This is a genomic window from Vibrio sp. 1457 (genome assembly GCF_033340195.1).
Lineage (GTDB): Bacteria > Pseudomonadota > Gammaproteobacteria > Enterobacterales > Vibrionaceae > Vibrio > Vibrio alginolyticus.
This window is the reverse complement of the sequence record NZ_JAWOWA010000006.1, coordinates 123,933-149,630: the sequence shown is the minus strand read 5'-3', so window position 1 is coordinate 149,630 and position 25,698 is coordinate 123,933. Positions and strand designations below refer to the sequence as shown.

Annotated in this window: 28 protein-coding genes; 15 read left to right on the top strand and 13 right to left on the bottom strand. The window is 44.1% G+C overall.

The window, feature by feature from the left end; genetic code table 11:
- Positions 1-147: 147 nt before the first annotated feature.
- From R7Z41_RS08755 to R7Z41_RS08740, 4 genes are all read right to left on the bottom strand, one after another.
- Positions 148-537 (bottom strand): cytochrome b562, encoded by a 390-nt coding sequence (locus tag R7Z41_RS08755; RefSeq protein ID WP_021035869.1) that lies wholly within the window; start codon positions 535-537, stop codon positions 148-150.
- A gap of 156 nt (positions 538-693) precedes the next feature.
- Positions 694-1,446, bottom strand: coding sequence for a phosphatase (locus R7Z41_RS08750; protein ID WP_042521750.1), 753 nt, complete (start codon positions 1,444-1,446; stop codon positions 694-696).
- An 83-nt stretch (positions 1,447-1,529) separates the two neighbouring features.
- Positions 1,530-1,976 carry an SRPBCC family protein gene (locus tag R7Z41_RS08745; RefSeq protein ID WP_025768591.1) on the bottom strand — a complete coding sequence of 149 codons (447 nt, stop codon included), beginning with the start codon at positions 1,974-1,976 and terminating at the stop codon, positions 1,530-1,532.
- A gap of 99 nt (positions 1,977-2,075) precedes the next feature.
- The gene (locus R7Z41_RS08740) at positions 2,076-2,999 is read right to left on the bottom strand and encodes a DMT family transporter (protein ID WP_225477321.1); all 924 of its coding nucleotides are present in this window, start codon (positions 2,997-2,999) and stop codon (positions 2,076-2,078) included.
- A gap of 128 nt (positions 3,000-3,127) precedes the next feature.
- Here R7Z41_RS08740 and R7Z41_RS08735 point away from each other — a divergent pair, with 128 nt between their 5' ends.
- A complete protein-coding gene (locus tag R7Z41_RS08735) occupies positions 3,128-4,021 on the top strand; it encodes a LysR substrate-binding domain-containing protein (RefSeq protein ID WP_053307935.1) in 894 nt (297 codons plus the stop codon).
- Between the two features lie 73 nt (positions 4,022-4,094).
- Positions 4,095-5,153: a S1 family peptidase gene (locus R7Z41_RS08730; protein WP_025768593.1), complete on the top strand. Its 1,059-nt coding sequence runs from the start codon at positions 4,095-4,097 to the stop codon at positions 5,151-5,153.
- Positions 5,154-5,169: 16 nt separating this feature from the next.
- On the opposite strand, the gene fliJ is transcribed toward R7Z41_RS08730, so the two are convergent.
- Genes fliJ through R7Z41_RS08690 form a run of 8 tightly spaced genes read right to left on the bottom strand, consistent with a single transcriptional unit; the run spans position 5,170 to position 13,193 of the window.
- Positions 5,170-5,610, bottom strand: coding sequence for a flagellar export protein FliJ (fliJ, locus tag R7Z41_RS08725; protein WP_005384016.1), 441 nt, complete (start codon positions 5,608-5,610; stop codon positions 5,170-5,172).
- Positions 5,611-5,634: 24 nt separating this feature from the next.
- The gene (gene fliI / locus R7Z41_RS08720) at positions 5,635-6,981 is read right to left on the bottom strand and encodes a flagellar protein export ATPase FliI (protein WP_053350026.1); all 1,347 of its coding nucleotides are present in this window, start codon (positions 6,979-6,981) and stop codon (positions 5,635-5,637) included.
- Entirely contained in the window at positions 6,974-7,729 is a 756-nt protein-coding gene (gene fliH / locus R7Z41_RS08715; RefSeq protein WP_005375050.1) for a flagellar assembly protein FliH, read from the bottom strand. The genes fliI and fliH overlap by 8 nt, the downstream gene beginning before the upstream one ends.
- 4 nt (positions 7,730-7,733) lie before the next feature.
- Complete coding sequence (locus R7Z41_RS08710; protein ID WP_005375048.1) at positions 7,734-8,747, bottom strand: flagellar motor switch protein FliG; 1,014 nt, start codon at positions 8,745-8,747, stop codon at positions 7,734-7,736.
- Complete coding sequence (fliF, locus tag R7Z41_RS08705; RefSeq protein ID WP_005384024.1) at positions 8,716-10,467, bottom strand: flagellar basal-body MS-ring/collar protein FliF; 1,752 nt, start codon at positions 10,465-10,467, stop codon at positions 8,716-8,718. The genes R7Z41_RS08710 and fliF overlap by 32 nt, the downstream gene beginning before the upstream one ends.
- 3 nt (positions 10,468-10,470) lie before the next feature.
- A complete protein-coding gene (gene fliE, locus R7Z41_RS08700) occupies positions 10,471-10,827 on the bottom strand; it encodes a flagellar hook-basal body complex protein FliE (protein WP_005375045.1) in 357 nt (118 codons plus the stop codon).
- 15 nt (positions 10,828-10,842) lie between these two features.
- Positions 10,843-12,174, bottom strand: a complete 1,332-nt coding sequence (locus tag R7Z41_RS08695; protein ID WP_031778880.1) for a sigma-54 interaction domain-containing protein — start codon at positions 12,172-12,174, stop codon at positions 10,843-10,845.
- A complete protein-coding gene (locus tag R7Z41_RS08690) occupies positions 12,174-13,193 on the bottom strand; it encodes an OmpA family protein (RefSeq protein WP_021707593.1) in 1,020 nt (339 codons plus the stop codon). The genes R7Z41_RS08695 and R7Z41_RS08690 overlap by 1 nt, the downstream gene beginning before the upstream one ends.
- A 379-nt stretch (positions 13,194-13,572) precedes the next feature.
- On the opposite strand from R7Z41_RS08690, the gene R7Z41_RS08685 reads away from it, so the two are divergent.
- The 9 genes from R7Z41_RS08685 (at position 13,573) to lafA (ending at position 21,783) form a co-directional block, all read left to right on the top strand.
- Positions 13,573-14,391, top strand: a complete 819-nt coding sequence (locus R7Z41_RS08685; RefSeq protein ID WP_005375039.1) for a FliM/FliN family flagellar motor switch protein — start codon at positions 13,573-13,575, stop codon at positions 14,389-14,391.
- Complete coding sequence (gene fliN, locus R7Z41_RS08680; protein ID WP_005375038.1) at positions 14,388-14,759, top strand: flagellar motor switch protein FliN; 372 nt, start codon at positions 14,388-14,390, stop codon at positions 14,757-14,759. Before R7Z41_RS08685 ends, fliN begins: the two co-directional genes overlap by 4 nt.
- Before the next feature lie 18 nt (positions 14,760-14,777).
- Positions 14,778-15,536 (top strand): flagellar type III secretion system pore protein FliP, encoded by a 759-nt coding sequence (gene fliP, locus R7Z41_RS08675; protein WP_005375037.1) that lies wholly within the window; start codon positions 14,778-14,780, stop codon positions 15,534-15,536.
- A 12-nt stretch (positions 15,537-15,548) separates the two neighbouring features.
- Positions 15,549-15,818 (top strand): flagellar biosynthesis protein FliQ, encoded by a 270-nt coding sequence (fliQ, locus tag R7Z41_RS08670; protein WP_005375036.1) that lies wholly within the window; start codon positions 15,549-15,551, stop codon positions 15,816-15,818.
- A complete protein-coding gene (gene fliR, locus R7Z41_RS08665; RefSeq protein ID WP_005375027.1) occupies positions 15,818-16,594 on the top strand; it encodes a flagellar biosynthetic protein FliR in 777 nt (258 codons plus the stop codon). Before fliQ ends, fliR begins: the two co-directional genes overlap by 1 nt.
- Positions 16,591-17,718: a flagellar biosynthesis protein FlhB gene (gene flhB / locus R7Z41_RS08660; protein WP_053307938.1), complete on the top strand. Its 1,128-nt coding sequence runs from the start codon at positions 16,591-16,593 to the stop codon at positions 17,716-17,718. The genes fliR and flhB overlap by 4 nt, the downstream gene beginning before the upstream one ends.
- 31 nt (positions 17,719-17,749) lie before the next feature.
- Positions 17,750-19,840, top strand: coding sequence for a flagellar biosynthesis protein FlhA (gene flhA, locus R7Z41_RS08655; protein WP_005375024.1), 2,091 nt, complete (start codon positions 17,750-17,752; stop codon positions 19,838-19,840).
- 19 nt (positions 19,841-19,859) lie between these two features.
- On the top strand, positions 19,860-20,630 hold the full coding sequence (locus R7Z41_RS08650) for an EAL domain-containing protein (protein ID WP_005375023.1): 771 nt from the start codon (positions 19,860-19,862) through the stop codon (positions 20,628-20,630).
- A 301-nt stretch (positions 20,631-20,931) separates the two neighbouring features.
- Positions 20,932-21,783, top strand: coding sequence for a lateral flagellin LafA (gene lafA / locus R7Z41_RS08645; RefSeq protein WP_005375019.1), 852 nt, complete (start codon positions 20,932-20,934; stop codon positions 21,781-21,783).
- A 70-nt stretch (positions 21,784-21,853) separates the two neighbouring features.
- Here the strand turns inward: lafA and R7Z41_RS08640 are convergent, their stop codons facing one another.
- Entirely contained in the window at positions 21,854-22,141 is a 288-nt protein-coding gene (locus tag R7Z41_RS08640; RefSeq protein ID WP_005375016.1) for a hypothetical protein, read from the bottom strand.
- Between the two features lie 416 nt (positions 22,142-22,557).
- Here R7Z41_RS08640 and fliD point away from each other — a divergent pair, with 416 nt between their 5' ends.
- The 4 genes from fliD to R7Z41_RS08620 are packed head-to-tail and all read left to right on the top strand — an operon-like array spanning position 22,558 to position 25,697.
- The gene (gene fliD, locus R7Z41_RS08635; RefSeq protein WP_206970607.1) at positions 22,558-23,904 is read left to right on the top strand and encodes a flagellar filament capping protein FliD; all 1,347 of its coding nucleotides are present in this window, start codon (positions 22,558-22,560) and stop codon (positions 23,902-23,904) included.
- 32 nt (positions 23,905-23,936) lie between these two features.
- On the top strand, positions 23,937-24,323 hold the full coding sequence (gene fliS / locus R7Z41_RS08630) for a flagellar export chaperone FliS (RefSeq protein ID WP_005375014.1): 387 nt from the start codon (positions 23,937-23,939) through the stop codon (positions 24,321-24,323).
- On the top strand, positions 24,307-24,627 hold the full coding sequence (locus R7Z41_RS08625) for a hypothetical protein (RefSeq protein WP_005375013.1): 321 nt from the start codon (positions 24,307-24,309) through the stop codon (positions 24,625-24,627). Before fliS ends, R7Z41_RS08625 begins: the two co-directional genes overlap by 17 nt.
- The gene (locus tag R7Z41_RS08620) at positions 24,624-25,697 is read left to right on the top strand and encodes a flagellar hook-length control protein FliK (protein WP_206970606.1); all 1,074 of its coding nucleotides are present in this window, start codon (positions 24,624-24,626) and stop codon (positions 25,695-25,697) included. The genes R7Z41_RS08625 and R7Z41_RS08620 overlap by 4 nt, the downstream gene beginning before the upstream one ends.
- Position 25,698 lies beyond the last annotated feature (1 nt).

The following is a 25,698-nucleotide window of genomic DNA, read 5'->3' as shown; positions in this document are numbered from 1 at the left end:
GCTTGCTACCTCACAGGTTTTCTTGAATGCATCGATTGACAGGCGCAAAAAAGCCCGCCGAAATGGCAGGCTGATAATGTGTTCATTCATTACTTAGAAATAACGCGTAACCCACTGCCACGAGCAAATGCTCCGCTCAGTAGATAATTAGCCGAACAACTTGCTCCAAATGCTTGGATTGCGCTTGTCGTGGTACTCTTCACGAAGACTATCGATTTCACGCAGTTGAGCTTTTGCTTCTTGTAGCTTGCCCGCATCAAGATCCGCTTCAATCTTATCTAGCGTTACCGTCAGTTTGTTAAAGCCTTCTAAGTAAGTATCAAACTTCTCTGGTGGGTAATTACCACGCTTAGATTGTTCAACAATCGCTTGCAAGCTATCAATCGCAGATTTCATGGTTTCGACATCAGATGCTTCTGCCGCCTGTTTGAATTCCATCTTCATCTGTTTCATGTTTTGTTTTAAATCAACCGCTTCTGCCATTGCGTATGTTGAGCCAAACGCAATCGCACACCCTAGGACTAAAGGACGTAACATTTTTCACTTCTCCATTTATAGTGCCGAATTCTGTGTCGGCTTTATTCACCCAAATAACCTACGCCATAAAAGGCGAAAAACTAGCTTATTTGAGTATTTCCGGGTCGCAGTGTAAAGCAATCTGGCGTCAGGTGCATACCTTAAATGTAATCAAGTTTATGCGTTGAGAATGCTGTCATATTCTGCAATTGGTTTACGGCCTCTCAAAGCTAAGAAAGACAAAAACTGCTGAGCGGTGCGAGTAATCACTTTCTTGCTATCAATACCCACTTTGTCCATTAACTCTCCAACCAACTCCAGATTACCAACATCGTGACAGAAGTGCGCGTCACTGCCCGTGGTGAAGAAAACACCGAGATCTTTCCCGATTTGTGCAATCTCGTGGCAACGGTCTACGCTGCCTACTCGGCTGTTACCTTTCAGCGTGGTGTTATTAATTTCAATCGCGACATTGTGCTCTTTCGCGCACGCTAAAACGGTCTGAAAATCAAAGTCGAAATTTGGATTACCAAGATGACCGAGCGCATCAATACGACCACTCTGAATGACATTAACAAGTGCTTCCGTGTGAGTTTGCTTGTTTGCTGGACGAAAAACGGGTTCATGAAAACTCGCGATCACCCAATCTAAGTTGCGGTCCACACTCAGTGGAATATCAATGTCGCCTTCGGTATTCATAATGTTAGATTCAACGCCGCGAATAATCGCAACGCCTTCAAGAAAACGAGGCAGAATTTTCTGGTTAGAGAAGAACCAGTAATGAGGCGCACCCGGCATTAATTCTGCGTGATCGGTCGTGCAGAACATATCCAGCCCGTTCTCTTTTGCCAACTTTGCATTTTCAATCAAGGTACTGTACGCGTGACCACTGGCGTACGTATGTGTATGGGTATCAACTTTAAATTCCATCATCCACTCTCTTAGGTGCGCTATCTTGCGTGCTATTGTATACCTTCAGGCAACGCATCGTCAGCTCAAGATAAGCAAGAACCCTAAACTTGCTCTTCACTAATGGCTTTTATCAAGGGTAAAGCTTTTTCCCATCCGTGATTAAACATGGAAACAAAGTCATTGTGAGTATGAATGGTAACATTGAGTAGTAAACGATCGTTGTTGGTATCGATCTGGTAGATCTCTCGCGATCCGATCCACCTAGATGCTAGGTCAGCATCGAGTTGTTGACGATTATCCGGATTAAAAATGGCAACATGATGAAATTCAAGTTTTTGAAGCGGTAGCACCGTATCTATGATCGCCCTTGTCCCGCCCATATCTGGATCAAAAAAAGTGATGCCACCTCCTTCTTCCCAAGCTCCTTCAAATTGAGACTGCGGTGAAAAGGCTTGTGCCCAACGTTTATACAACTCAACATCGGTTAGCACTTCCCACACTCGTTGCGGTGTCGCCGAAATTTCGACGTAATAATTTAGCGTAAGCATGATTTCTCTCCCTGAACCTTTCTTGACGCTAGCCCATACTCAAGAAAAATCAAACCACACGACCAATTTATCTACCTGCCCCCTTCATTTTCCGACAGACTAAGAAGTTCTCGCTTGTAAACCACCACTGCGATACGCCGTAAAACGAACCCAACATGTGTTCAGTATGATTGCGAGCACTATTAAACTCATCCCAACAATTTGACTTTGACTCATTCGGTCTTCAAAAAACAGGCTCTGCCAAACCGCAGTGAACAATAAGTTAGTAAAAATGAGTGGCGCAAGTTGAGAGCCACTGCTTGCCAGTTTATATGCTTTGGAGCGAAAAACTTGGGTGTTAATGATCATCAGAGACATCATACCGATCCACAGCGTATTTGAAGAAATCTCAGGCGCCATAACACTCATATTAAGTAACACGTCGAAGTCGTTAAACAAAGTTAGCGGCAACAGAAATACGGCAGCAAAACCAAACGCCCAAAAGTTGATTTCTAGCGGCGACATATTTGTTTTACTCACTTTATATAACGTAAGCTGAGAACCAGAATTGAAGAGTCCACCAGCCAAGCCGAGCAATAAATCCGCTCGCCATGTAATCTCACTTCCACCGCCCGCCAACATAACCACACCAGTGAACGCCATTGCTAAAGCCGCCAATGTTGAAACACGAATGCGCCCCCTCATGAACAGCTTTTCAACCAAGGGAATAAATAATGGGCCAGTAGCAAACAAAACGACCCCCTCAACGAGCGTTAACGTTTGTAATGACGCGATAAAGCAAAGTTGTGACAAACCGATACAAAGAGCACGCAATAAAATAGGCTTTAGCGTGCCCGCTTTAGGAAAGGTAAGGTTTTTCACACGAAGTAAGATAAGCAAGATAAGCGCAGGCACTAAAAAACGTAAGAAGCTAAATAGTGTGACGGAAAGTTCGCCTGACAACTGCTTTGCTAACAGTCCAGTAACAGATAAGCTTAACGTAGACATCAACATGAAAAGGATAGATTTATTTACAGCATTCATTCAATACTCCTTAATATATGGAGCATTTTAAAAGACATCACTTATCGTAAATAGCGAGTAATATTAACCATTGATGTAAGAAAAACTTACAGTTTAACTTATCTATCACCAGCTACGGTTTTTAAATTATGCGGAAACTAGTCCCCTTAAAGTCCATCTACGCATTTGTTGCAGTAGCTGAGTCTGGCAGCATGACAGAAGCAGCACAGATATTAAGTGTGAGCCACTCAGCCGTAAGTCAGGCAATTAAATCGCTGGAGAGTCAAGTCAACAAGCCTCTATTTGATCGCATAGGCAGACAAGTTCAACTCAACGCGGACGGTAAAAAGTATTACAGGAAGGTGGCACCCGCTTTAGAGCAAATTGTCGATGCAACGGAAGCACTCATCCAAGATCAGAACTTGCAGCGTGTTACGCTCAATATGGTGAATTCATTGGCTCTTCACTGGTGGATTCCTCGAATGTCAGATTTACAAGGGTTTGCTCCTCAATTAGACGTTCGTTTATCAAACCTGTCTGGCAGATTCAATTTAGAACAAGAAGGTATCGACGCGGCCTTGGTGCATGGAAATCCCGAAGAATGGCAGGATTACTACTGCGAAAAGCTCAGTGAAGATGAACTGGTTTTGGTGTGCAGTCCTGAATTGATAGCGAAGACAAAGGACTCAAACATCACTCAACTCTTAAAGCAATATCCCATCATTGAAGTTACTAACGAGCGAAGAAAAAATGACTGGAACGTGTGGCAGGACGCGACGGGTATCCAGCGACCTAAAAATAAAAAACCAATCACTTTTAACATGTCGATACAAGCCGTCCAGGCCACAACTCGTCGTTTGGGGTTATTGGTCACTCATCGCTTGTTTGTGAAGGATGACATCAAATATGGTCAGCTAATCGAGCTGGGTGAACCCGTCATTAATCCTCATCAACAGCTTTACTTTGTATGCCCGCCACACAAGCTAAAGCTTGAATCGTTTCATCTGTTGCGATCTTGGCTACAACAATCATTCAACTATTAGAAACTTTTGTTAAGCACATTCACTGAAAAACTAGTATAAAGTTAGAAGAGCACTTTTCATCCAAGGATGGTTTATGAAGCAGTATCAAATATGGCTAAGCGCACTCTGTTTTGCAGTATCTTTGAGTACGACCGCTGAAGTAGAAAATGATAACCGCCTTTCAGAACAAGGGATCTCCACGGCAATTATTGGGGGTCAGCAGGCTACCCAAAACCAACTTCCTTTTTTTGCACGTCTTATTCTACATAAAACTGGCGCTAATCAGTTTGCCAATATTTGTGGGGGAACCATTGTAAACGACCGCTTCATTTTAACTGCGGCCCACTGCGTAGAACCAAGCGTTTTTACTGATGGCTGGACAATCAACGATCTACGAGTGCTAGTCAAAAACCCTACGATGAATGACGTGTTTGTTGAAGAATTCAAAGATGTTCGCTCTATCACGATTCATCCTGATTATGTGCCTAGCGATTTATGGATTAATGACATCGCTGTCCTTGAATTGACTAGACCTATCACCGATAACGTCCAATCCATCACTTTACCGCAAGACTTTGGAGACTACAGCAGCAAGTCAGTTTATCAGATATTCGGTTTAGGTCAGACCTCAACCAATGATGAAAGCCCCCCTAACTATTTACGCTGGGCAGAAGTAAAACCCCTTACCGACACCCAATGCGCTTCGTTGGTAACAGGGTTTAACGCTCAGGAAAGTTTATGTGCGAATGGATTTCCTGAACGAAGCTACACTGGCATCTGTCGTGGTGACTCAGGCGGTCCTCTCACCTATCAAGACAATAATGGCATGTATCAGCAAATTGGCATTGTGAGCTACGGTTCTTCAGTTTGCGAATCCGCTGCGATTCCAAGTGTGTTTACCGAGATTTTGAACTATGCAACATGGATTGAGACCCAAACCAGCTCAGGTGTAAAAACCAGTTATAACGCCCTCTTAGCAAGTTCGGAAGATTATCATAGCGAAGGGGACTCTGGCTTTGAGCCTGTCGATACCAACACATCTGGCTTTGGTAACAACGGCAGCAGTGGCGGCGGTGCTCTCGGATCAGGGTTGATCATGCTTGGAGGCTGGTTTGGTTGGCTAAGACACCGCAGAAATTATTCGCGCTCCTAGTAGCGTCAACAAGACATCATAATATCTTGCGCTTAACGCGAGAGTTAATGATGTCTTCAATCATCTTTTGCTCTTTTTTCGCTTTTTCATAGTTCTGCTTAGTACGCCAACGTTCAAGCACTTTTTCTAACCCTTGAACGCGTGCGTGCTTGTGTTCTAGCGTTTTCTGTACAGATGCACATTCCGCTTGCATAACGGCTTGCTCTTGCTCGTGGTGACGAAGCATTCTTTGTAGCATTTGGTCAACACGATTAAAGTTCATCAAAGCCGCGCTCGTCAGCGTCGGGCCGGTTCGGGTTGATTGTCCAGCGTGGCCTTTCAACGCCGACAACTGTTCCAATTGCATTGAAAGATGGGAGTGACGCTGACGCATGGCATCAAGTTGTTGACCCACACGGTCACGCTGTTTTTCTTCCATTTGCTGTAACTTGCCTACGGCTTTTAACTTGGATTTCATTTCAGCCTTGTCACTCCCATTTGATTAAGCACTTTGAAAAAGCTGCGCGAGCTCGGTCAAACTGGTTGGGTAATCTACAGACTCGTTGGCAGCTTGTTGTAGATATGCACGCAAATTTGGATACATAGCAACAGATTGATCTAACTCAGGATCTTGTCCTGGTTGATAACCCCCTAATGGCAGTAACTCTTTAACCTGAAGGTAGTTGGAGTACATTTGACGGAAGTTATTCGCAATCGTGCTGTGTGCGTCCTGCGTACAAGTATTCATACAACGGCTAATAGACGCGTTGATATCTATCGCGGGATAATGCCCTTGCTCAGCCAGTTGACGCGATAAAACGACATGCCCATCTAAGATGGCGCGCGCGGAATCCACGACAGGATCTTGTTGGTCGTCCCCTTCTGCCAATACGGTATAAATTGCCGTTAAGCTACCATGTTGATTTTCACTGTTACCCGCTCGCTCTAGGAGTTGAGGTAACACGCTGAAGACTGAGGGCGGATAACCACGAGAAGCTGGAGGCTCACCGAGCGAAAGAGCGATTTCGCGCTGTGCCATGGCGTATCGGGTTAGAGAGTCCATCAGAAGTAGAACGTCTTTGCCTTGGTCTCGGAAATACTCTGAAACGCGATGACAAAGTAGTGTCGCTCTTAACCTCATTAGCGGGGATTCATCAGCAGGAGCCGCGATAATGATCGCTTTCTTGCGCGCTTCTGGGGTTAAGTTTCTCTCGATAAACTCACGTACTTCTCTGCCTCGCTCACCGATAAGCCCGACCACAATTACATCGGCCTCCGTGTTTTTGGTGATCATCCCCATTAACACACTTTTACCGACGCCACTGCCAGCCATCAAACCAATACGTTGGCCTTTGCCTACCGTCAATAGTCCATTAATCGCACGCACGCCTACGTTGAGTGGTGTATCAACTGGGCGTCGCTTCAGTGGGTTAATCGGTTTTGGTTCAAGTGAAACTCGCTCTCCCCCCTTAAGCGGTGCCCCGTCATCTAACGGCTCACCTAAACCATTCAGTACGCGTCCTAACCACTGAGAGCTTAGCTGCACGGTACTGTCACCATCAAGAGGGATGACTTTTGCACCTGCAAACAGACCGCCTAAACGGCGGATAGGCATGAGGTAAGCAATAGTGTGTTCAAAGCCCACAACTTGCGCTTCGATCATATCGCCTTCCGCGGTTTCTACGAGACAACGCTGCTCAAGCTTAAACCGACACCCTACGGCTTGTAACATTAAGCCGTTTACTTTTATCAATCGCCCTGTTACGCGAGCAACAGGGATTGAATCGAGCGAAGCCAAGGCTTCGCTCAAACGCTCACTTAATAGTTCATGGCTTAGGGTATTACTCATGCTCAGACTCTACCTGTGGAATACTGACTTCATCCAAAAGGTGTTGCTTTACATTGTCCATACAGGCTTCCAAACGAGAGTCGCAGCTCGCATCCGCTTCTGCGTCATCAGTCACTAACTGACAGCCACCAATAGGAAGCTCCGTATTAGGGACCAGTTTCCAAGATTGCGGCAAATCAGCATTGATGTGAGTAATGCGCTCTAAATCTTGCGGATTTAAATGCACAGTTACTGTTTCCGCTTTACCAGGCATGGCAGACAATGTCTCGTCCACCAAAGCTAGGATCTGCTGAGGCATTAAAGTGAGCTCGGCACGAATCACTTGCTGAGCTACCTTTTGTACCAGTTCACAAATCATATGGCGTTGTTGCTGTTCTTTTTCATCTTGCCAACGAGAAAGGGCGTGAAAAAGTTCATTGACAGGCTTCGCCGCCTCCAAAAAGCCTTGCTTTCCAGACTGCTCACCGGAAACAAAGCCTTTTTGGAAACCTTCTTTTTGGCCTTCCAACAGACCTTGTTGCTTGCCCTGTTCGATACCTTGGCGTAAGCCTTCCTCATGTCCTTGTTGCAAACCTTGTTGAAAACCTTCTTCAAGTTGCTGTTGGATATCTATTTGAGGTTCTTGCCAGCCTTGGTTATCTAGCCCGAATTCGTCTTCGATAGTCTTAGGTTGCGCTAAAGGCGGAAAACGGTGTAAACGATACCCGCTCGGAGGCAATCGCATAGTACTTGATTTTGTCTCTAGCATGACCTTACTCCACCGTTGGCTCTTCATAGAGAAGCAGCTGAACTTCACCAGATTCATCCAGCTCACGTACCATTTGCATGATGTCTTGACGTGCTTTTTGAACTCGACTTAACGCAACAGCGCCGCGTGCGTCCATGTCATCTTCTAGCGCTTTCACCATACGTTGCGGCATTGAACGCTTAATAGCTTGTTGTAAGGTAATATCGGAACCTTTTAGCGCAACTGCCCACAACTCTAGCGGGATTTGCTGCACCAACATGTCCATAGTTTCTTCGCGTTGTCGGCCAAGAACCATAAAGTCGAACATGTTTTCTTCGATTGCATTAACAACATCTTCATCATGCAACTTCAGCATTTCCATCAATGAACCACGGTCACCTTCAAAGCGGTTAATGATATCTGCTGCTTGCTTAACACCTGATAACGGCGTGCTTTGACTTGCGGATACTTTTTCGATGCAACGCTCAACGAGTTCATGCAAATCAACGGCAACTTGATGATCGATATCTTGCAATTGAGCAATACGGAACAATATTTCGTCATGGTAATCTTGTGGCAAGTGCTTCAATACCGCTGAAGAGCTGTCCGCTGGCAAATACGCTAGAAAAATTGCTTGCATTTGTGGGTGCTCATTCACAATGAAACGAGCGAGAGTTTCTGCTTCCACCCACTGTAAGCGCTGCATATTGTTGCGAATTTCATCGCCATATAAGGTATTTAATAACCCTTTTGCCAAATCGTTACCCAACGCTTTGCGCAATGTATTAGATAGGTATTCCTTAGAGGCTCCTCGAATACCGCTGTGCTCACGGAAATCTTCAAAGAAAGTTTGAATAACACCACGAGCAGAATCGCTCTTAATGCCATTTAACTTCGCCATTGCACGAGTCACACGCTGGGTTTCATCACGGCTAAAGTGTTGCAAAACCTTCGCTGCGGCATCCTCGCCCATGCCTAATAGCACGAGCGCGGTTTGTTCAACATAACTAAGCGTCTGCTTTGATAGAACTGTGTTCATTGATGTTTACCCATTGTTTCAGTATTTCGGCTACGCGCTCTGGCTCTTCATTAGCAATAAGCTGTAGGTGTTTCAATTGAATTTCTAATGGCGAACCTGCTGGTGGTAGCATGTCGCTGTTTACATCTAAACCTGAAGAGGCTGAGATGCCTTTTTCAGATAGGCGGCGATCAAGTACTTCTTCATGCTCGCGTTCTTCACGCGTTTGCAAGTTTTCGTAGTCAGGTTCTTCCTGAGGCTCAGCAAAATTTAGCTCAGGCACAGGTTTATCAACGCCAGTTAGGTGCATGATTAATGGACGCAGTACGAAGAAGATCATCGCCAAGCCTAACAAGCCACCAATAACGTAGCGTATTGGCTGCTGTACTGTAGGGTCTTGCCACCACGGCAGTGCAGGAGGAGCATCAATTTCAATTGGGGTGAAGTTGAAACTCATTAAACTTAAGCTGTCACCACGTGTGGCAGAGATACCAACAGCATCCATGATCATGTTTGAGATTTGCTCTTTATCGGCTTCACTCCACGCCACACCATCTGGCGAAGCTTTGGAGTTCAACAGAACCGATACACTAAGCTTTTCTATTTGGCCTTGTTGGTATTGAGTACGACGAACACTGCTCCCTACAGCATATTGACGATTCACTTCAGATCGCGCATTCGTGTTTTGGCTATCGTTCGTTTCCACTTCACCAGATCCTGTCACTGGCGGTTGGTTACTTAGAGAACCAGGAACACCCAACGCAATTTGATCAACCGAGTTGTTATGAATGGTGTGCTCATTACGCACAACCGGTGCGTTATCCAAAATTTCTTGTGTTTCTTCAACTTGGCTAAAGTCCAGATCGGCAGCGACTTGTACTCGGAAGTTACTCGGCCCCACAATCGGCGTAAGCATATCTGCTGCGCGTTGGATGATCTGTTTTTCAACACTCTTCTGGTATTCAAGATATTTCGCGTTTACTTTGCCGGCTTCCGCAGAAGCGACATCCGCACTAAGAAGACGGCCATACTGGTCAATGACAGAAACAAATTCTGGCTTCATTGCCGTGACACTGCCGACCACTAGGTTAATGATCGCTTCAACTTGTTCAGGCTTTAAGTCTTCACCAGGTTTGAGCTCAAGCATGACAGATGCTGAAGGATTCTCACTGTTTTGGCGGACGAATAGAGTTTGACGAGGTATTGCTAAATGAACACGCGCGTTCGCTACTGAGTTCAAAGACATGATAGTACGTACTAACTCACCTTCTAAACCATGACGATAACGCGCTGTTTCCATAAATTGGCTCGTACCAAGAGAGCTATCTTCCTTGAGCGAATCCAAACCTGTCGGCAGCTTAGCTTTAACACCTTTTGATGCAAGCAACATGCGCACCTTCGCAACCTCACCTTCTGGTACAAGAACTTGTCCATTTTGCTCTTGCATGCGGTAGCTTACGCCTTCGCTTTCTAATACCGACACAATTTCGCCGATATCAAAACGCTCTTGCTGGCTATAGAGCGGACGAAAGCTCTGCGAGGAACTCCATAGTGCAACCACAATAATCGCTGCAACAATCGCAGCTAACACCGCAGATAGCACTAAGTTTCTCTGACTGCTAGACCAGATTTGCTTCAGCTTCGTTGTCACATCGTCCATGCCGTTGGCAGTAGAAAATGTCTGTGCTGTGCCGGTAGCCATAGCTGTGTTTCCGGCGACTTGGGGGGTTAGTTCTGACATGAATTACACCGGCATCTTCATAATATCTTCAAATGAGGTCACGACTTTGTTGCGCACTTGCATCAAAGCATTAAAGGACAAGCTGGCTTTTTGGCTCGCGACCATTGCACCAACTAGGTCATCACTTTTTCCTGTTTCTACGGCCGTCATTTTTTGACTAGCCACTGATTGATGTTGATTCACTGTATCCAACACATTTGTCATCGCTTGTGAGAACGATAAAGGTGCGTTTAGTGATTGTTGATCTAAAGGATTTGCACTCACGATAAACTCTGGCGGCTGCACTTGTGCCTGCATCGCCTGCATTTTTGACAACATAAGTTGCTCTGCCGAGACCGCATGAGTAGGTTGACTTGCCATCTATTTTTTCTCCTATTAGGCAGCCGAGCCTAGTGCCGACTGTAAATCAATACCATGTTCTCGCATTGCTGCGAGCTTGTAGCGTAGCGCTCGAGTAGAGACTCCAAGCGCGTTTGCGGTTTTCGTTCGGTTTCCACCAAACTGACGTAACTTTTCCAAAATAAACTGATATTCAGCTTGCTTCTTCGCTTCTACATGACCAAAACTTGAAGTTGGCTCTGCTGTAGGAACTGACGCGACAAGCTCAATAGGCAGCATCAGGTCATGGGCTGTAATGTAATCACCATGACGCATGACCAAAGCGCGTTGAATGACATTTTCCAACTCACGAATATTGCCCGGCCAGTGATACTGACTCAGCGCACTAATCGCATCTTGGGATAAGTGACAGCGGCTGCTATCTTGATACTTTTCAATAAAGAATTGGCTAATCGGTAGAATGTCCTCTTTTCTTTCACGCAAAGGCGGCCAGTGCAGAGGCAGCACATCTAATCGATAATAAAGATCTTCACGGAACGTGCCTTTTTGAACTTCCTCACGTAAGTCTTTGTTGGTTGCCGCAATAACACGAATATCGAGCTGAACGGCTTTATGGCTACCAACACGTTCTACTTCACGCTCTTGAAGGACGCGTAACAATTTAGCTTGAACCGCAGGTGACATTTCACCAATCTCGTCAAGCAGAATCGTCCCGCCATTTGCTTCTTCAAACTTACCGCTTTGAGAATTTGTCGCTCCGGTGAACGCGCCTTTTACATGACCGAATAGCACAGCCTCTAACATTGACTCTGGAATGGCGGCGCAGTTAACCGCCACAAATGGACCATTGATACGCGGAGAGTGCTCATGCACATATCGCGCCAGCACTTCTTTACCCGTTCCCGATTCACCTGTAATAAGCACACTCGCGTTAGTACATGCTGCACGATGCGCTAATTGCAGAACTTGTTTGCTTCTCCAAGACTCCGCAACAATGTTGGCCATTGGCTTACCTAACGCTTCAACACGTTTAAGCAGATTAACCAACTGATTAGATTCAAATGGGCGTAATAGATAATCAGTAGCGCCCGCTTTCATCGTCTCAGCAGCCAAGATGCCTTGTTCTTGATCGACAATCGCAATAACAACACCCGAATTTCGCTGCTTTTGGTGACACGCGACAAACTCACGAACACACATATCCGGCAGCGTAGAGCTCACTAAAGTGATTTCTGCTCGCTCTTCAAGCAAAGCGCCTCGACCAGTACGAGTGTGTTTCGCGGTGTAACCTGCATTTTGCAACACATCCAATACTGGTTGAGCAAGAGCTTCATTTGGCTCAACCAACAAAATTTTCGTTTTCGTCATCATTGAACCTTAACTTTCGTTTGTTGATTTTGTGATTGTAGATCTGGGTGGTGTTTCGTAGCCGTATACTCGTTGTCCCTAACTAAACGCAGGGTGACACGTCGGTTTTTTGCTTGGCCATTAACCGAGTTATTGCTGGCAATTGGGTAACGTGAACCATGAGCTCGTGTTTCGATCATCGACTCGTCGACCCCAAGCTCAATCAAAGCATTGGTGACTTGCTCTGCTCGAGTACGTGACACAGAAAGGTTCGTTAAACTTGAACCAACGTTATCGGTGTGACCGTCGATGAGGATTTTGGTCACTCGATCATCCACAGATACATAGCTATACAGCGCTTCTAGTGTTGCTTTCTGTCCACGACTTAACGTCTTCTGACCAAACTCAAATGAGAGCGCCATATCCCTTGCCTCTGAAAAAGACAATTTAGGCAATCGCGCGCGACACGCATTAAATGATTTCAATGCGTTTTGAATTTGAAGAGTAGGAATCACAATCTCTGAAACAGAGGAAGCATTACTTCCTTTAAGTGACAGCGTCACCCAACTACCCGAAGCAATTGAATCCATGAATTCTTCAGCGCCTTTATTAAAGATGAAACGCTGAGACGGCTTAGTAAATTCAAGGGAACCAAATTCTTTTCTATAAAGCTCATCACCCCAAGGAGCATTTTGAGTTGTTAAAGCAATCGTTTTCCATTTATTGTTTTCATATTCTATATCGGAAATAAAATAGAATTTATTATTAGGTTCCGCTAGGAAATAAAACTTCCCATAGTCTTTATTTGATTGCAACAAGTTGCATTTGAATTTATTTCCCTCATATGTCCATTTAGAGAGGTCCATAGGGATTGTTAAGACTTCTTCTGAATATGACACTTTTGAAAAAATAAAACTGATAACAATAATTGTGTTACAAATTATCAAACGGACATGATTCATGTATATCTTACATTCCCATGACTTAAACCGTTTAATTAAATATGCCACCAAGCCGAGAGAACTGGCATAGCTAATCATTTTAATTACCTATTCTGAATATTAAAATTGGTTACAAAACGCTCAAGAGAGCACGCTTAGCCTCCAACGGAAGCTTTAAGCATAAAAAACAGTATCTTATAATTTATTTATTTGAAGTTGTTGTTACGCCATAAAGGCAATTTAAAAAATCTATAACAACTAAAACGCTCAACATTGTTATTTTATTTATTAAGCGATTTATAAAGAAAACTAACTCTTTTTAAATTTCATTAAAAGATTATGACTATATGAACAAAGCAACATGTGAACTAAAGTCACAATCTTAGAGTTTGGAGCTAAAAGATCATTAAAATTTCTGTGTAGACTACACGCCATTAAGTTAAAAAACTTTCGATTGTTAACGCACGGTAAAATATAAATGGAAAATAGAGTTAGCGAGCCTATTTCTGATAGTCAACTACTTGATGTAGAATTATTAGGCAAACCTATTCATATCATTCGTGAGAAGCTCGATAATTTAATTTCAGAATCTTGCTCAAACCTTACGACTGAATTACAAAATTGGCTCAGCACAGGAAAAGTGGAAGCTAGCTTAACCTCAGTAGACTTGCACCGCTTTACATCGGTTGAGATGGACAAAGAGCAAACGTCGACCTATCAACATCAGGAAGGCGGCATGGTATTCATCCATGGTAACCCCCACACGCTAATAAAGTTGGCTGATAGATTTTATGGTGCAAGTGCAGAGCGCTCAGCCGCTACTCTGACGGCCAGTGACTTACGTTTACAAGAGCGCATCAGTCGAATCATCATCGGTTGGCTTGCTCCTGGTGAAATGTGGGACACGGGTGAGTATGAGACCCCTAGAGGTATTGGCATTAACGTTCAATTAAACATTGCGTTTGACGATCATCAAGGCTCAATTCATCTCAAGCTAGATGGTCATCTTATTCAAACGCTAATCGAGCAGCTTGAACTGCAGCCTGATACCGATTTGTTTCAACCTTTCTGTCGTTCTTTAGAGACGACCCCCGTTCGACTGAACGTTGTTCTAAGTAAAAAGAAGATGCCTTTAAGTGATGTGGTTGGCTTACAACCCAACGATATTTTACCTATTGAGCTTCTTAACACGGTTCCAGTAAGCATTGGCAACCAATCTCTATTTACAGGTCGTATTGCCGAGCAAGACGGCCAACTTGTTTTGATCTTTAACCCTGATAAGGAACCGCAGCGATGAGCGAAGCGCTAGAAACTAATGCATTCGACGCAGAAGAACTGAACTTTGATGATTTTCAATTAGAAGACTTTGAAGCCGAAGATACGCTCCAACAAGAACCAGCCACTGCGGAACGTGACCTTAGCTTTTTCAAAAGCATTCCTGTCACAGTCACGCTGGAAGTTGCGAGTAAGGAGATCCCACTTGGGGACTTAATGAAAGCGGGTGAAGGCACGGTTATCGAGTTGGAAAAGCTCAATGGCGAGCCTTTAGACGTGAAAGTAAACGGTTCTCTTATGGGCCACGCTGAAGTTGTCGTTGTCAATGATAAGTATGGACTTCGTCTGATCGATGTACATGACTCTGCATTGAGTGGCGTTGGTCAATAATCTTAGGTAGGCATCACAATGAAAAATCTGAGCGCTTGGCACCGTTGGTTACCTCTTTTGGTATTGGTGTCACTTTTGTTTGCTTTCCCAACAATGGCGGCTGACAACGGCTTAACTATCTTGTCCGTTTCTGATGGCGACACACAACAAGAATACAGCGTTAAACTGCAAATTCTGTTGTTGATGACGGCGCTCAGTTTTCTTCCAGCATTTATTTTGATGGCGACGAGCTTTACTCGAATTGTCGTTGTCCTTGCGATTTTGCGCCAAGCTCTTGGTCTTCAACAAAGCCCACCTAACAGAGTGTTGGTCGGGATCGCTCTCGCATTGACGTTACTGATTATGCGCCCTGTCTGGAGCGATATTTATGAAAATGCGTTTCAGCCATACGACAACGGCGAAATCACGCTAATACAGGCTTTTTCTGTTGCAGAGAAACCAGTGAGAGAGTTCATGTTGGCACAGACGCACCAAAGCTCTCTTGAACAAATGTTACGTATTGCCAATGAGCCTCTCGACCAAAACGTTGAAGATATTTCATTTGCCGTTGTCTTGCCTGCATTTGTCATTAGTGAACTAAAAACCGCCTTCCAAATTGGTTTTATGCTTTTCATCCCGTTTTTGGTCATCGACTTGGTTGTCGCCAGTGTCCTGATGGCAATGGGTATGATGATGCTATCACCTTTAATTGTCTCACTTCCCTTTAAGTTGGTGGTATTTGTACTCGTGGATGGTTGGGCAATGACAGTTGGCACCTTATCTGCCAGCTTCGGTTAACTAGGAGCAGTTATGACCCCAGAACTAACCGTAACGTTATTTTCCGATGCAGTATGGCTGATCATTTTGATGGTTGCCGTATTGGTTGTTCCAGGCTTAATTGTCGGTTTGTGTATCGCCGTATTTCAGGCTGCCACACAAATCAACGAGCAAACACTCAGCTTTTTGCCACGTTTGCTCGTTACCTTATTAATGGTGATTTTTGCAGGTCACTGGATGCTCCGTAAGATCATGGAACTGTTTGATTTCTTGTTCCACAACATACCAGGGATGATTGGCTAATGGCCATCACATTTGCAGAGCTCTCGGCGATACTCGGTCAACTCTGGTGGCCGTTTTTTCGTGTGGGAGCCGTATTTATTTCAATGCCTTTCTTTGGTGATGCGATTATTCCTGTTTGGGTTCGTACTTTACTGGCCCTCTCGATCGTTGTCATTACTGGACCGTTAATGCCACCCATGCCACAAGTCGAGTTATTCTCTATGACTTCCCTGTTCCTTGCTTTTGAGCAAGCTATTTGGGGGGTAATGTTTGGGTTAATTTTGCACATGCTCTTTAACGTTTTCACCATGCTTGGTCAGGTGATTTCTCTGCAAATGGGCTTAGGTATGGCGATGATGAATGATCCTATTAACGGGCTTTCTGTCGCCATTTTGGGACGCATATTTCTGATTTTCTCAACCTTGTTGTTTCTTGCGCTAGAAGGACACTTACTCGTCATAGATATCGTGATTCAAAGCTTTGTTGTTTGGCCAGTCGGATCTGGTATCACATCGCTTTCTCTGCAAGGTGTTGTCAATATTTTCGGTTGGATGTTTGCCTCTTCACTAGCTTTGGCTTTGCCCGCTATTGTTTCCATGCTTCTAGCCAACATCAGTTTTGGTGTAATGAACCGAGCCGCACCATCACTTAATGTCTATGCGTTAGGTTTTCCTATGACGATGCTGCTGGGTCTATTCAGCGTATTAATCTCAGTTTCTGGTGTTCCTGGTCGCTACACGGCGCTCGTTCACGACACCATTAGACACTTGAGTAACTTTATGTTGGGGGGAGCATGAGCGATCAATCTTCTCAAGACAAAACTGAAAAAGCCTCACCGCAGAAGGTAAAGAAAGCCCGCCAGGAAGGACAAATTCCTCGCGCGAAAGAGTTTACTACTGCGGTTATATTTCTAGCGGTGGCGCTCTACTTTTACTCTCAACTTAATAGTATTTGGGAAAGCATGTCGGGGATCTTTCGCTACAACATGATGCTGACGCGAGCCGACCTAGAAAATCCTAAACAACTTGTCGAGCAATTGGGACAAAGTTTAGCGGTCATCATAGACATGCTATTACCATTGTTTACCGTCATTATTATCGTGACCTGTGGTAGTAGCCTTGTGCTAGGCGGCTGGATGTTCCGTCCCGCGAACGTGATGCCAAAGCTCAGCAAAATTAATCCTTTGAGCGGGATAAAGCGCATTTTTTCGACCCGCTCAGTGGTTGAGCTCTTAAAGTCGACGTTCAAAGTAGCCGTGATCTTCAGCATCTTATATGGCTATTTAGACAACCACTTACAGCCATTACTTGGCATGCAAAACCTCCCACTCAGCCAAGGTTTTTCTCTAGTAATGTCCATTCTGTTTGAAGGCTTACTCTTAATGGGCTTCGCCTTGTTGTTATTTGGGGTTATCGACATTCCTTATCAGCGTTGGGAACACCTAAAAGAACTCCGCATGACGAAACAAGAATTGAAAGAGGAATTTAAAAATAATGAAGGTCGTCCGGAAGTAAAACAACGTATTCGTCAAATACAGCAACAGTTTGCGCGCCGTAAGATCGATAAAATGGTGCCGACGGCTGACGTGATCATCACAAACCCAACGCACTACGCAGTCGCACTGAAATACGAGCCTTCGCTTTCTGACGCGCCCTTTGTCGTCGCAAAAGGCGTAGACGAAACTGCTATGCACATTCAACGTATCGCCCGAGAAAACAAAGTGGAAATCATTAACTCCCCGCCACTTACCCGTTCGATTTATCACACGACGGCGATTGAACAAGCAATCCCAAGCCAACTGTACATCGCAGTGGCACATATTCTTACTTACGTTTTGCAATTGAAAGCCTTTCGTAAAGGTGAGGGAAAAGAGCCAATTCCTTTACCTCATTTTTCGATTCCAAAACATTTGCAGCACTGATTAACCCGCGTTTATCCAAGGACACGAAAGTATGCTTAACCGGTTAAAACAACTTCAAACATCAACCAAAGGCTACGTTGGCATTCCAATCGTCTTGCTAATGATATTAGCAATGGTGATTCTTCCTTTGCCTCCTCTGCTACTGGATGCGCTGTTTACCTTTAATATCGTCTTAGCAATCCTAGTATTGCTGGTCAGCACAACCGCAAAGCGACCATTAGATTTCTCTGTTTTTCCAACTATTTTGCTGGTCGCAACATTATTACGTCTCACATTGAACGTGGCTTCTACGCGAATTGTACTCCTAGAAGGACATAATGGTGGTGACGCAGCGGGTAAGGTCATTCAAGCATTCGGTGAAGTCGTCATTGGCGGTAACTACGTCGTTGGTATGGTGGTGTTCGTCATCTTGATGATCATCAACTTCGTCGTAATCACCAAAGGTGGTGAACGTATTTCTGAGGTTTCAGCCCGCTTTACGTTGGATGCTTTACCAGGCAAACAAATGGCAATTGATGCCGACTTAAACGCTGGCCTTATCGATCAGGAAACGGCTCGCTTACGCCGTAAAGAAGTCGCCAACGAAGCCGATTTTCATGGTTCGATGGATGGTGCATCAAAGTTTGTGCGTGGCGATGCCATCGCAGGTTTGTTGATTCTGTTTATCAATATCATTGGTGGTATCAGTATTGGTGTCTTCGAGCATGGACTCGCTGCGTCTGACGCCTTTAAAACTTATGCCCTACTCACAATCGGTGATGGTCTAGTTGCTCAAATTCCTTCACTACTATTGGCAACGGCTGCCGCGATTATCGTTACGCGAATTAATGATAGCGATAATGGCATGTCGGAAACCATGCAAAAGCAATTACTGGCAACTCCTGCAACGCTATTTACTGTCGCAGGTATTATGGCGGTAATCGGTATGGTACCGGGTATGCCACACCTAGCCTTTTTTGCGTTTGCTGGCGCATTAGCGTTCGCAGGGTGGCGTCAAACCAAGAAGCCAGTGCAAGACTCCCAGATCGAAGAGGTCGAAGCACTTTCACAAGCAATGCAAGACGATGATACACCGCTGACATGGGATGATATTCCTCACGTCCAAACATTATCACTTGCGCTTGGTTACCGACTCGTCCATCTAGTCAACAAAGAACAAGGGGCACCTTTATCACAACGAATTCGCGGTGTGCGTCGAAACCTTTCTGAACAAGTTGGCTTTTTATTACCTGAAGTTCGTATTCGTGACAATCTGAGCCTCAAGCCAAACCAATACACAATTTCTCTAAATGGCGAAGTCATTGAGCAAGGCTTTATTGAACCAGAACGTTTAATGGCGATAGCGGTTGGCGAAACTTACGGTGAGGTAGATGGCATTTTGGGTAGCGATCCTGCTTATCAGTTGCCAGCTGTGTGGATTGAGCATCAAGATAAAGCAAAAGCACTTAATATGGGTTACCAAGTTGTCGATGATGGCACTGTTATTGCCACTCATATTAGTAAAATCATGAAGACAAACCTTGCAGAATTGTTTACGCACGACGATGTGGAAGCAATAACCCAGCGTTTGACACAACAAGCCCCGAAACTAGCAGAAGCATTAGCAGCAGCACTTAATCCAGCACAGCAGCTGAAAGTATATCGTCAGCTTTTATTGGACCAAGTGCCACTAAAAGATATTCGCACGATTGCCAACACAATGTTGGAATCCGCGGAAAATACAAAGGACCCGATCCTACTTGCATCTGATGTACGCTGTGCACTAAAGCGTACGCTTGTTAACTTAATTGCAGGACAAAAGAACGAATTAAATGTCTACGCACTGTCTGATGAGTTAGAACAAATGCTACTAACTTCACTGCAACAAGCACAATCTTCTGGTACGGTAACACTAGATAGCTTCCCAATTGAGCCAAACATTCTTGGTCAGTTCCAACAAAACTTGCCATTGATTAGACAACAGCTTAAACAACAGGGGCTACCTCCGATCCTTCTCGTTATGCCACAGCTGCGCCCTCTTCTAGCGCGTTACGCTCGCACATTTACGCAAGGGCTGGCAGTATTGTCTTACAACGAAATCCCAGAAAACAAACAAATCAATGTGGTAGGAAACCTTGGTTAATCTTATTTCAACACATGCGATGTACGAACATTTGGTTGGTCTCGCAGTACAACATATCGTCACGGATGACGATCAATTAGTCTTTGATGCTTTAAAACACAATGATGTCCAACACGCATGCCAAGCAATTAGGGAAGCTCAATCAGGAGAAGTAGAATTCCAACACCTGACGTTGAGATTTGGTATGCGTGGAGAACAAAGTGTCTATCAATTCAAACTCTCTGAACAAATGCAGTACTGCCTGGATTTGTTCAGTCTTTACCTTGCACTAAGACAAACACAGTTTCAGTTAGAAGCCTTTCACCACGACTTGATTAGTAATGTTGTCGTACCAATTCGCGTGGATGCATTACTTTGGGAGCCTGGGGTTTATTTTCTCGAACAGACTATTCAGTTCCACTCTTCTGCTTTTCAACATGTGATTCCTTCTCTTCAAGCTGATGAAACGTTATGTGATCGTGATAAAGTCGCCACACTCACCAAAAAGTTAAAAGAGAATGCATATTCACTTTGGTTTGAAGTCGCGACATCGCAAGTGAACTTCGAACGCGTCGCAGACTTTAGTCCCGATATGATCAAATTGTCAGTCACACTAGAGGATAAAGAAGAAAGACACGCTTTCCTACCTATTGCTAAGTTCTTAAGAAAGCATAAATATACTTGGGTTGCCGGACGTGTAGCGAGTCAAACGGAACTTAACCGTTATCGTTTATTGGGTGCCAGTTATTATTTTGGTTATTTCAGCGATATCCCAACCTCTCTCTCCTTTCAGTCTTTTGATGAGGAATAGTTGAAACTCAACCATTTATATTTAAAACAGCACGATTTATTCGTGCTGTTTTTTTATTTATAACGGATAACCACAAGATCATTGGGCAATAGTTTCTTTAACTTAACTAAAAAATTTAGGCTTATATGATGATTTTCCCGGTTTTCATGGAATACAAATCACTAAAAATCATCAATTTTTATCTTTTTTAGAAATTTTTTAATTTTCAAATTAATCATTAAAGCCGACCGACCGCCTCTAGTTAGTGACAAGGGAATATCCCGAGGCCTGAAAGATATAGTGACTAACTAAGGAGACTAAGATGGCTTTATCAATGCACACTAACTACGCTTCGCTTGTAACTCAAAACACAATGAACACAACAAGCGGACTTCTAAACACAGCAATGGAACGTCTAAGCACAGGCTACCGTGTGAACTCAGCTGCTGATGACGCTGCTGGTCTTCAAATTGCTAACCGTCTAGAAGCGCAAACACGCGGCATGTCAGTAGCAATGCGTAACGCACAAGACGGCATCTCTATGATGCAAACTGCTGAAGGTGCGATGGATGAAATGACAAACATCGTTTACCGTATGAACGACCTTGCTACACAATCGTTGAACGGTTCAAACAGTGCAACAGACCGTGCGTCTCTTAACAAAGAGTTCACACAGCTTACTGCAGAACTAAACAACATCGTAGACAACACTAAGTTCGGTGGTCAAAACCTTCTTAAAGGCGGCGGCTTCGGTGCAGGTGACGTAACATTCCAAATCGGTGCATCTTCTGCTGAAACATTGACTGTAAGCGCAAGCGCAGGTATCGGTGAAATCACTACTATTCTTGCTGATGCAGCAATTACAGATGGTATCGATGACGCGACTAAAGCAAAAGCAGCACTAGACAAAATCAGCGGCGCTGACGGTCTAGTAGAAAAAATTGGTAGCTCTCGTGCAGACTTCGGTGCGAACATCAACCGTCTTGAGCACACTATGGCTAACCTTGGTAACATGGTAGAAAACGTTACAGCATCTAAAGGTCGTATCATGGATACAGACTTTGCAGTAGAGTCTTCAAACATGACTAAGAACCAAATGTTGATGCAAGCAGGTACAACTGTTCTGTCTCAAACTAACCAGCTTCCAAGCATGGCAATGTCACTACTACGCTAATTACTTAGTTAATAGTGCGCTTAATTTAAATCGTCTTAATTATAAAGCCTTCCTATGGAAGGCTTTATTTTTATCTACGAATATAAATAGAGCTCGTATTATCTTTGTGAGATTCAGGCACTCTGAATCCGAACTTCAACATAATATTAAATAAAACCTTATTAAACAGTTCTAATTCTATCGTCTCTAATTTGCTTCCTATTTTACTATCTCTAAGTTCAGGAAAATTGAACTTAGCTTCCTTTAAGATACTAGCTATCTCATCAGAATTGATGCTCTGTTTACTTAATAGTTTTTTGTTAATGAACTCTTCATATGCACGAGCACACTTCATCAATCGTAACGCAAATTCATTCATAACTGACATTCTTTGAAACGTAAAAAATTTAATTTTTAGTGAGAACACTTGCACGTCACACTATCAAAAATAATATCAAAACGTAATTAATGTACTCTGTAAGAATTATCTGAATCAAGCTGAAGTAAAGGCTGAATATAACGTCTAATTAAAACATCTCTCCTAATTAGAACCGTCAATACAATTAAATATTTTCTTTGTTTAGGTCGCCTTTTCTTATAAGGAAATTACTTTTTCCATGGAGGAAGGCGGAACAAACAAGGTGGAAACACCACTTCCTCCCAAGAAAACAAAATAGCTTTAAACCTTTGTTTTAATTGAATTTAATATACGGCACGTATCTTGCCACTGATAATTAAACTAAGGCGTAGCATTCAAAGTATTCAAGCCAATAAGAGATGAGAGGAGCACACCTCATGAGTTCTTTAGACCCAGTAAAAATGGCAACCCAATTCGCACAATTGGACACAAACCCATTCAAAAACCGTTACCAAGCGCAAGCTAATGTGTACCAGTCACAACTGTCAGCTTTTAATAAAGTTGAAAGCGCACTACGTGATTTTCGTACTGCAATGAAAGAGATGAATAACAGCACAAACAGCATCATCAAAAACAGTGCGACACTCTCTCAAGAAGGTAACTTTACTGCAAACGCGGATGCTAAAGCGCTAACGGGTAACTATCAGATTTTTGTAGAAAAAGTGGCAACGGCGCATCAAGTATCTACAGGTATGCCTGCAGACCTTGAGGCAACGACAGAAGTACCAACAACTGGATCTTTAGAATTCACCATCAACGGTGAAACAATGACTCTAGACTTGTCCTCTGTTGATGTTAATGGTGACGGCACTGCAACGATCAGCGATTTAGCCAGTGCGATTAACAATCACACGGATAACCCTGGCGTTAACGCCACTCTAGTTCGCTCGAATGGTCAAACACACTTTATGCTATCGAGCACTGAGACTGGTGTCGAAAATAAGATCAACGTATCTGCATCGGGTACTGGCCAAGCGTGGTTTGAAGACGCCTTCACCAGCCTCAAGCAAATCAACGCTCCGCAAGATGCGGTTATGTGGCTAGGTGCAAAAGACTCAGGCCTGAAACTAACCAACGCAAGTAATACTTTTGAAGGTGTCATCGACGGTGTTGACATTACCGTATCTAAACCGCAAGCCACGGGAGATTCGCCAATCGGTTTAAAAATTGGAGCTGATAGCGAAGGCACTAAAGAACAACTAGATAAGTTTGTGGAAACCTACAATGCCCTTGTTTCGACTATCGATCAGTACACCCAAATTGGCGGTGAAGATCAGAAACGCGGCGTGCTCGCTAGCGACTCGACATTGCGTTCTATTGAGAGTCAGTTAACGGGGTTAATCCGAGGTGAACACAATGGTATGCGCCTAAGCGAAATCGGCGTGAGCCTAGACCGCAACGGTAAAATGAAAGTTGATCAAGAAAAGTTCAAAGAAGCTCAACAAACAAACAGCGCAGGCTTAGAGGCGTTGTTTAATGGGGATGACGCTTTGCTAGATTCTCTTGACGCGATGGTAGAGCCTTTCTTGAAGTTCTCATCAGGTACCTTCAGCACGCGTAAAGACGCAATACAGTCAAGCTTAGACCGAATCAAAGATAAACAAACCAATTTAGAGCGTAAGTACGAAATGTCGTACAACCGCTATCTCAAACAATTCACTCAAATGAATTCAATTATGACCCAAATGAACCAAACCATGTCCATGTTTAATGCTCAAAAATAAGACATTTGGTTCCAAATTTAGGAGAAATATTCATGCTTATGGATTCTGGTTACGATTCGTACCAACAAGTCGATCTCGACGCTCAAGCGGCAGCAGCAAATCCACACCAATTAGTCATCATGTTAATCGATGGCCTACTCGATGAAGTTGAACGTATTCGCGGCCACCTAGCCGCAAATCGTTTGGCCGAGAAAGGGAATGGAATCAACAAATGCATGAACATCTTGATTGGACTAACAAGTGCTCTAGATGATGAAAACGGCGGTGAAATTGCGGAAAACCTACGCCAGCTTTATGACTTCTGCCAAGTCGAACTTTATTACGCTAGCGTGCAAAACGATGCAAATCGCTTGGTTAACGTTGAGCGTGTAATGGGTAACATTCGTGAAGGTTGGATGAATTTTGGACAACAAGCATAAAGTATCGCCAGAGCGATTCCGTCATTTATCTCAGCTCATCCAGTTCGCCGCAAAAACGGCCGATTGGCATGCGCTCAAGCGGTACGACTTGCAGTTGCGAGAGCTTTTGATCAGTCACAAGCCTTTTTTGAAAGATCCTAAGCTTGCACCTGAAATCCAGCGAGCGAAAACAGTGCACGCTAATGCCTTCGCAGTATTAGAGAAGTCGACCAACGAGTTGAAAAAAGAGATGAACATGGTCAATGACCATCAAGAACGCGCTATGGCCTATCAATTAGCAATGACCATGGAGCTAACTCAATGATCATACCTTCTTCAACTCAGCACTCGGGTAATTCGCCAGCTAACAATGAGGGTCACATCAAGCAAGCGAACTCGGTACACGGCTTTTCTCATGGTTTTAAATCAGGGAACAAGCAGAATGGTGAGCAAGACTTTAACTCTGCGTCAGCGGTACCGAGTTTTCACCTTACGGCCTCTACTTTGAACAGCGCAAACAAAGTACAAAGTCATGGTTTTGATACTGATGACCGCTCAGCTTCAGATCCGGATGCCAACTTGACCAGTACACTAGGGTTAACAGAATCGACTGATCTTGCAGCGCAAGCTCAAGCTTTAACCCAGGGTATGATTACCATGGCAGAGAAGCAGGCTGAGAAACTAGGAAAAGCGTCATCTTTAATGACTGCGAGCGAAGTTAAGTCTGTTACTCAAGATTCGTCTAACGCTATGTTAAACACATCATCAAAACAAGATGTGAAGCAAAGTCTGCCGACTTCATCGAGTTCGCGTTTGCCTATCTCCGGTGCTGAGTTTCAAACTCTTTTGAATCAACCTGTTCAAGGGCAACCAACCGCATCTCTACTTCAAGCACAAGCTCCTACAACACAATCTGCACATTCACCGGTTGCGACGAGTCATGTTCAAGCTCAAGGCTCTGAGTGGGCAGCGGTGCGTGTTGATACCACTGCCGGAAAGTGGGGGGAGCAAATGATGCAAGTTTTACATGATCGCGTGACGCTCCAAGCTCAACAAAATGTACAAGAAGCAAAAATCCGCCTAGACCCACCAGACTTAGGGAAATTGGATTTACTTGTACGTGTTGAAGGTGACCGATTGAGTGTCCACATCAACGCCAATGCCGCAGCAACACGAGAAGCTTTAATGCAAGTTTCGGAACGATTGCGTACTGAGTTACAAGAGCAAAACTTCGTTCATGTCGATGTCAATGTTGGCTCTGATCAAAACCAAGGTCGAAATGACCCACACGCAAACGAAGAAGACACCAATATTTTCGCCGCACGAGAATCTGGTGCATTCCAAACCACGACAACAACTAACTATTCAGAACACTGGCTAAGCACTCAAGCTTAGT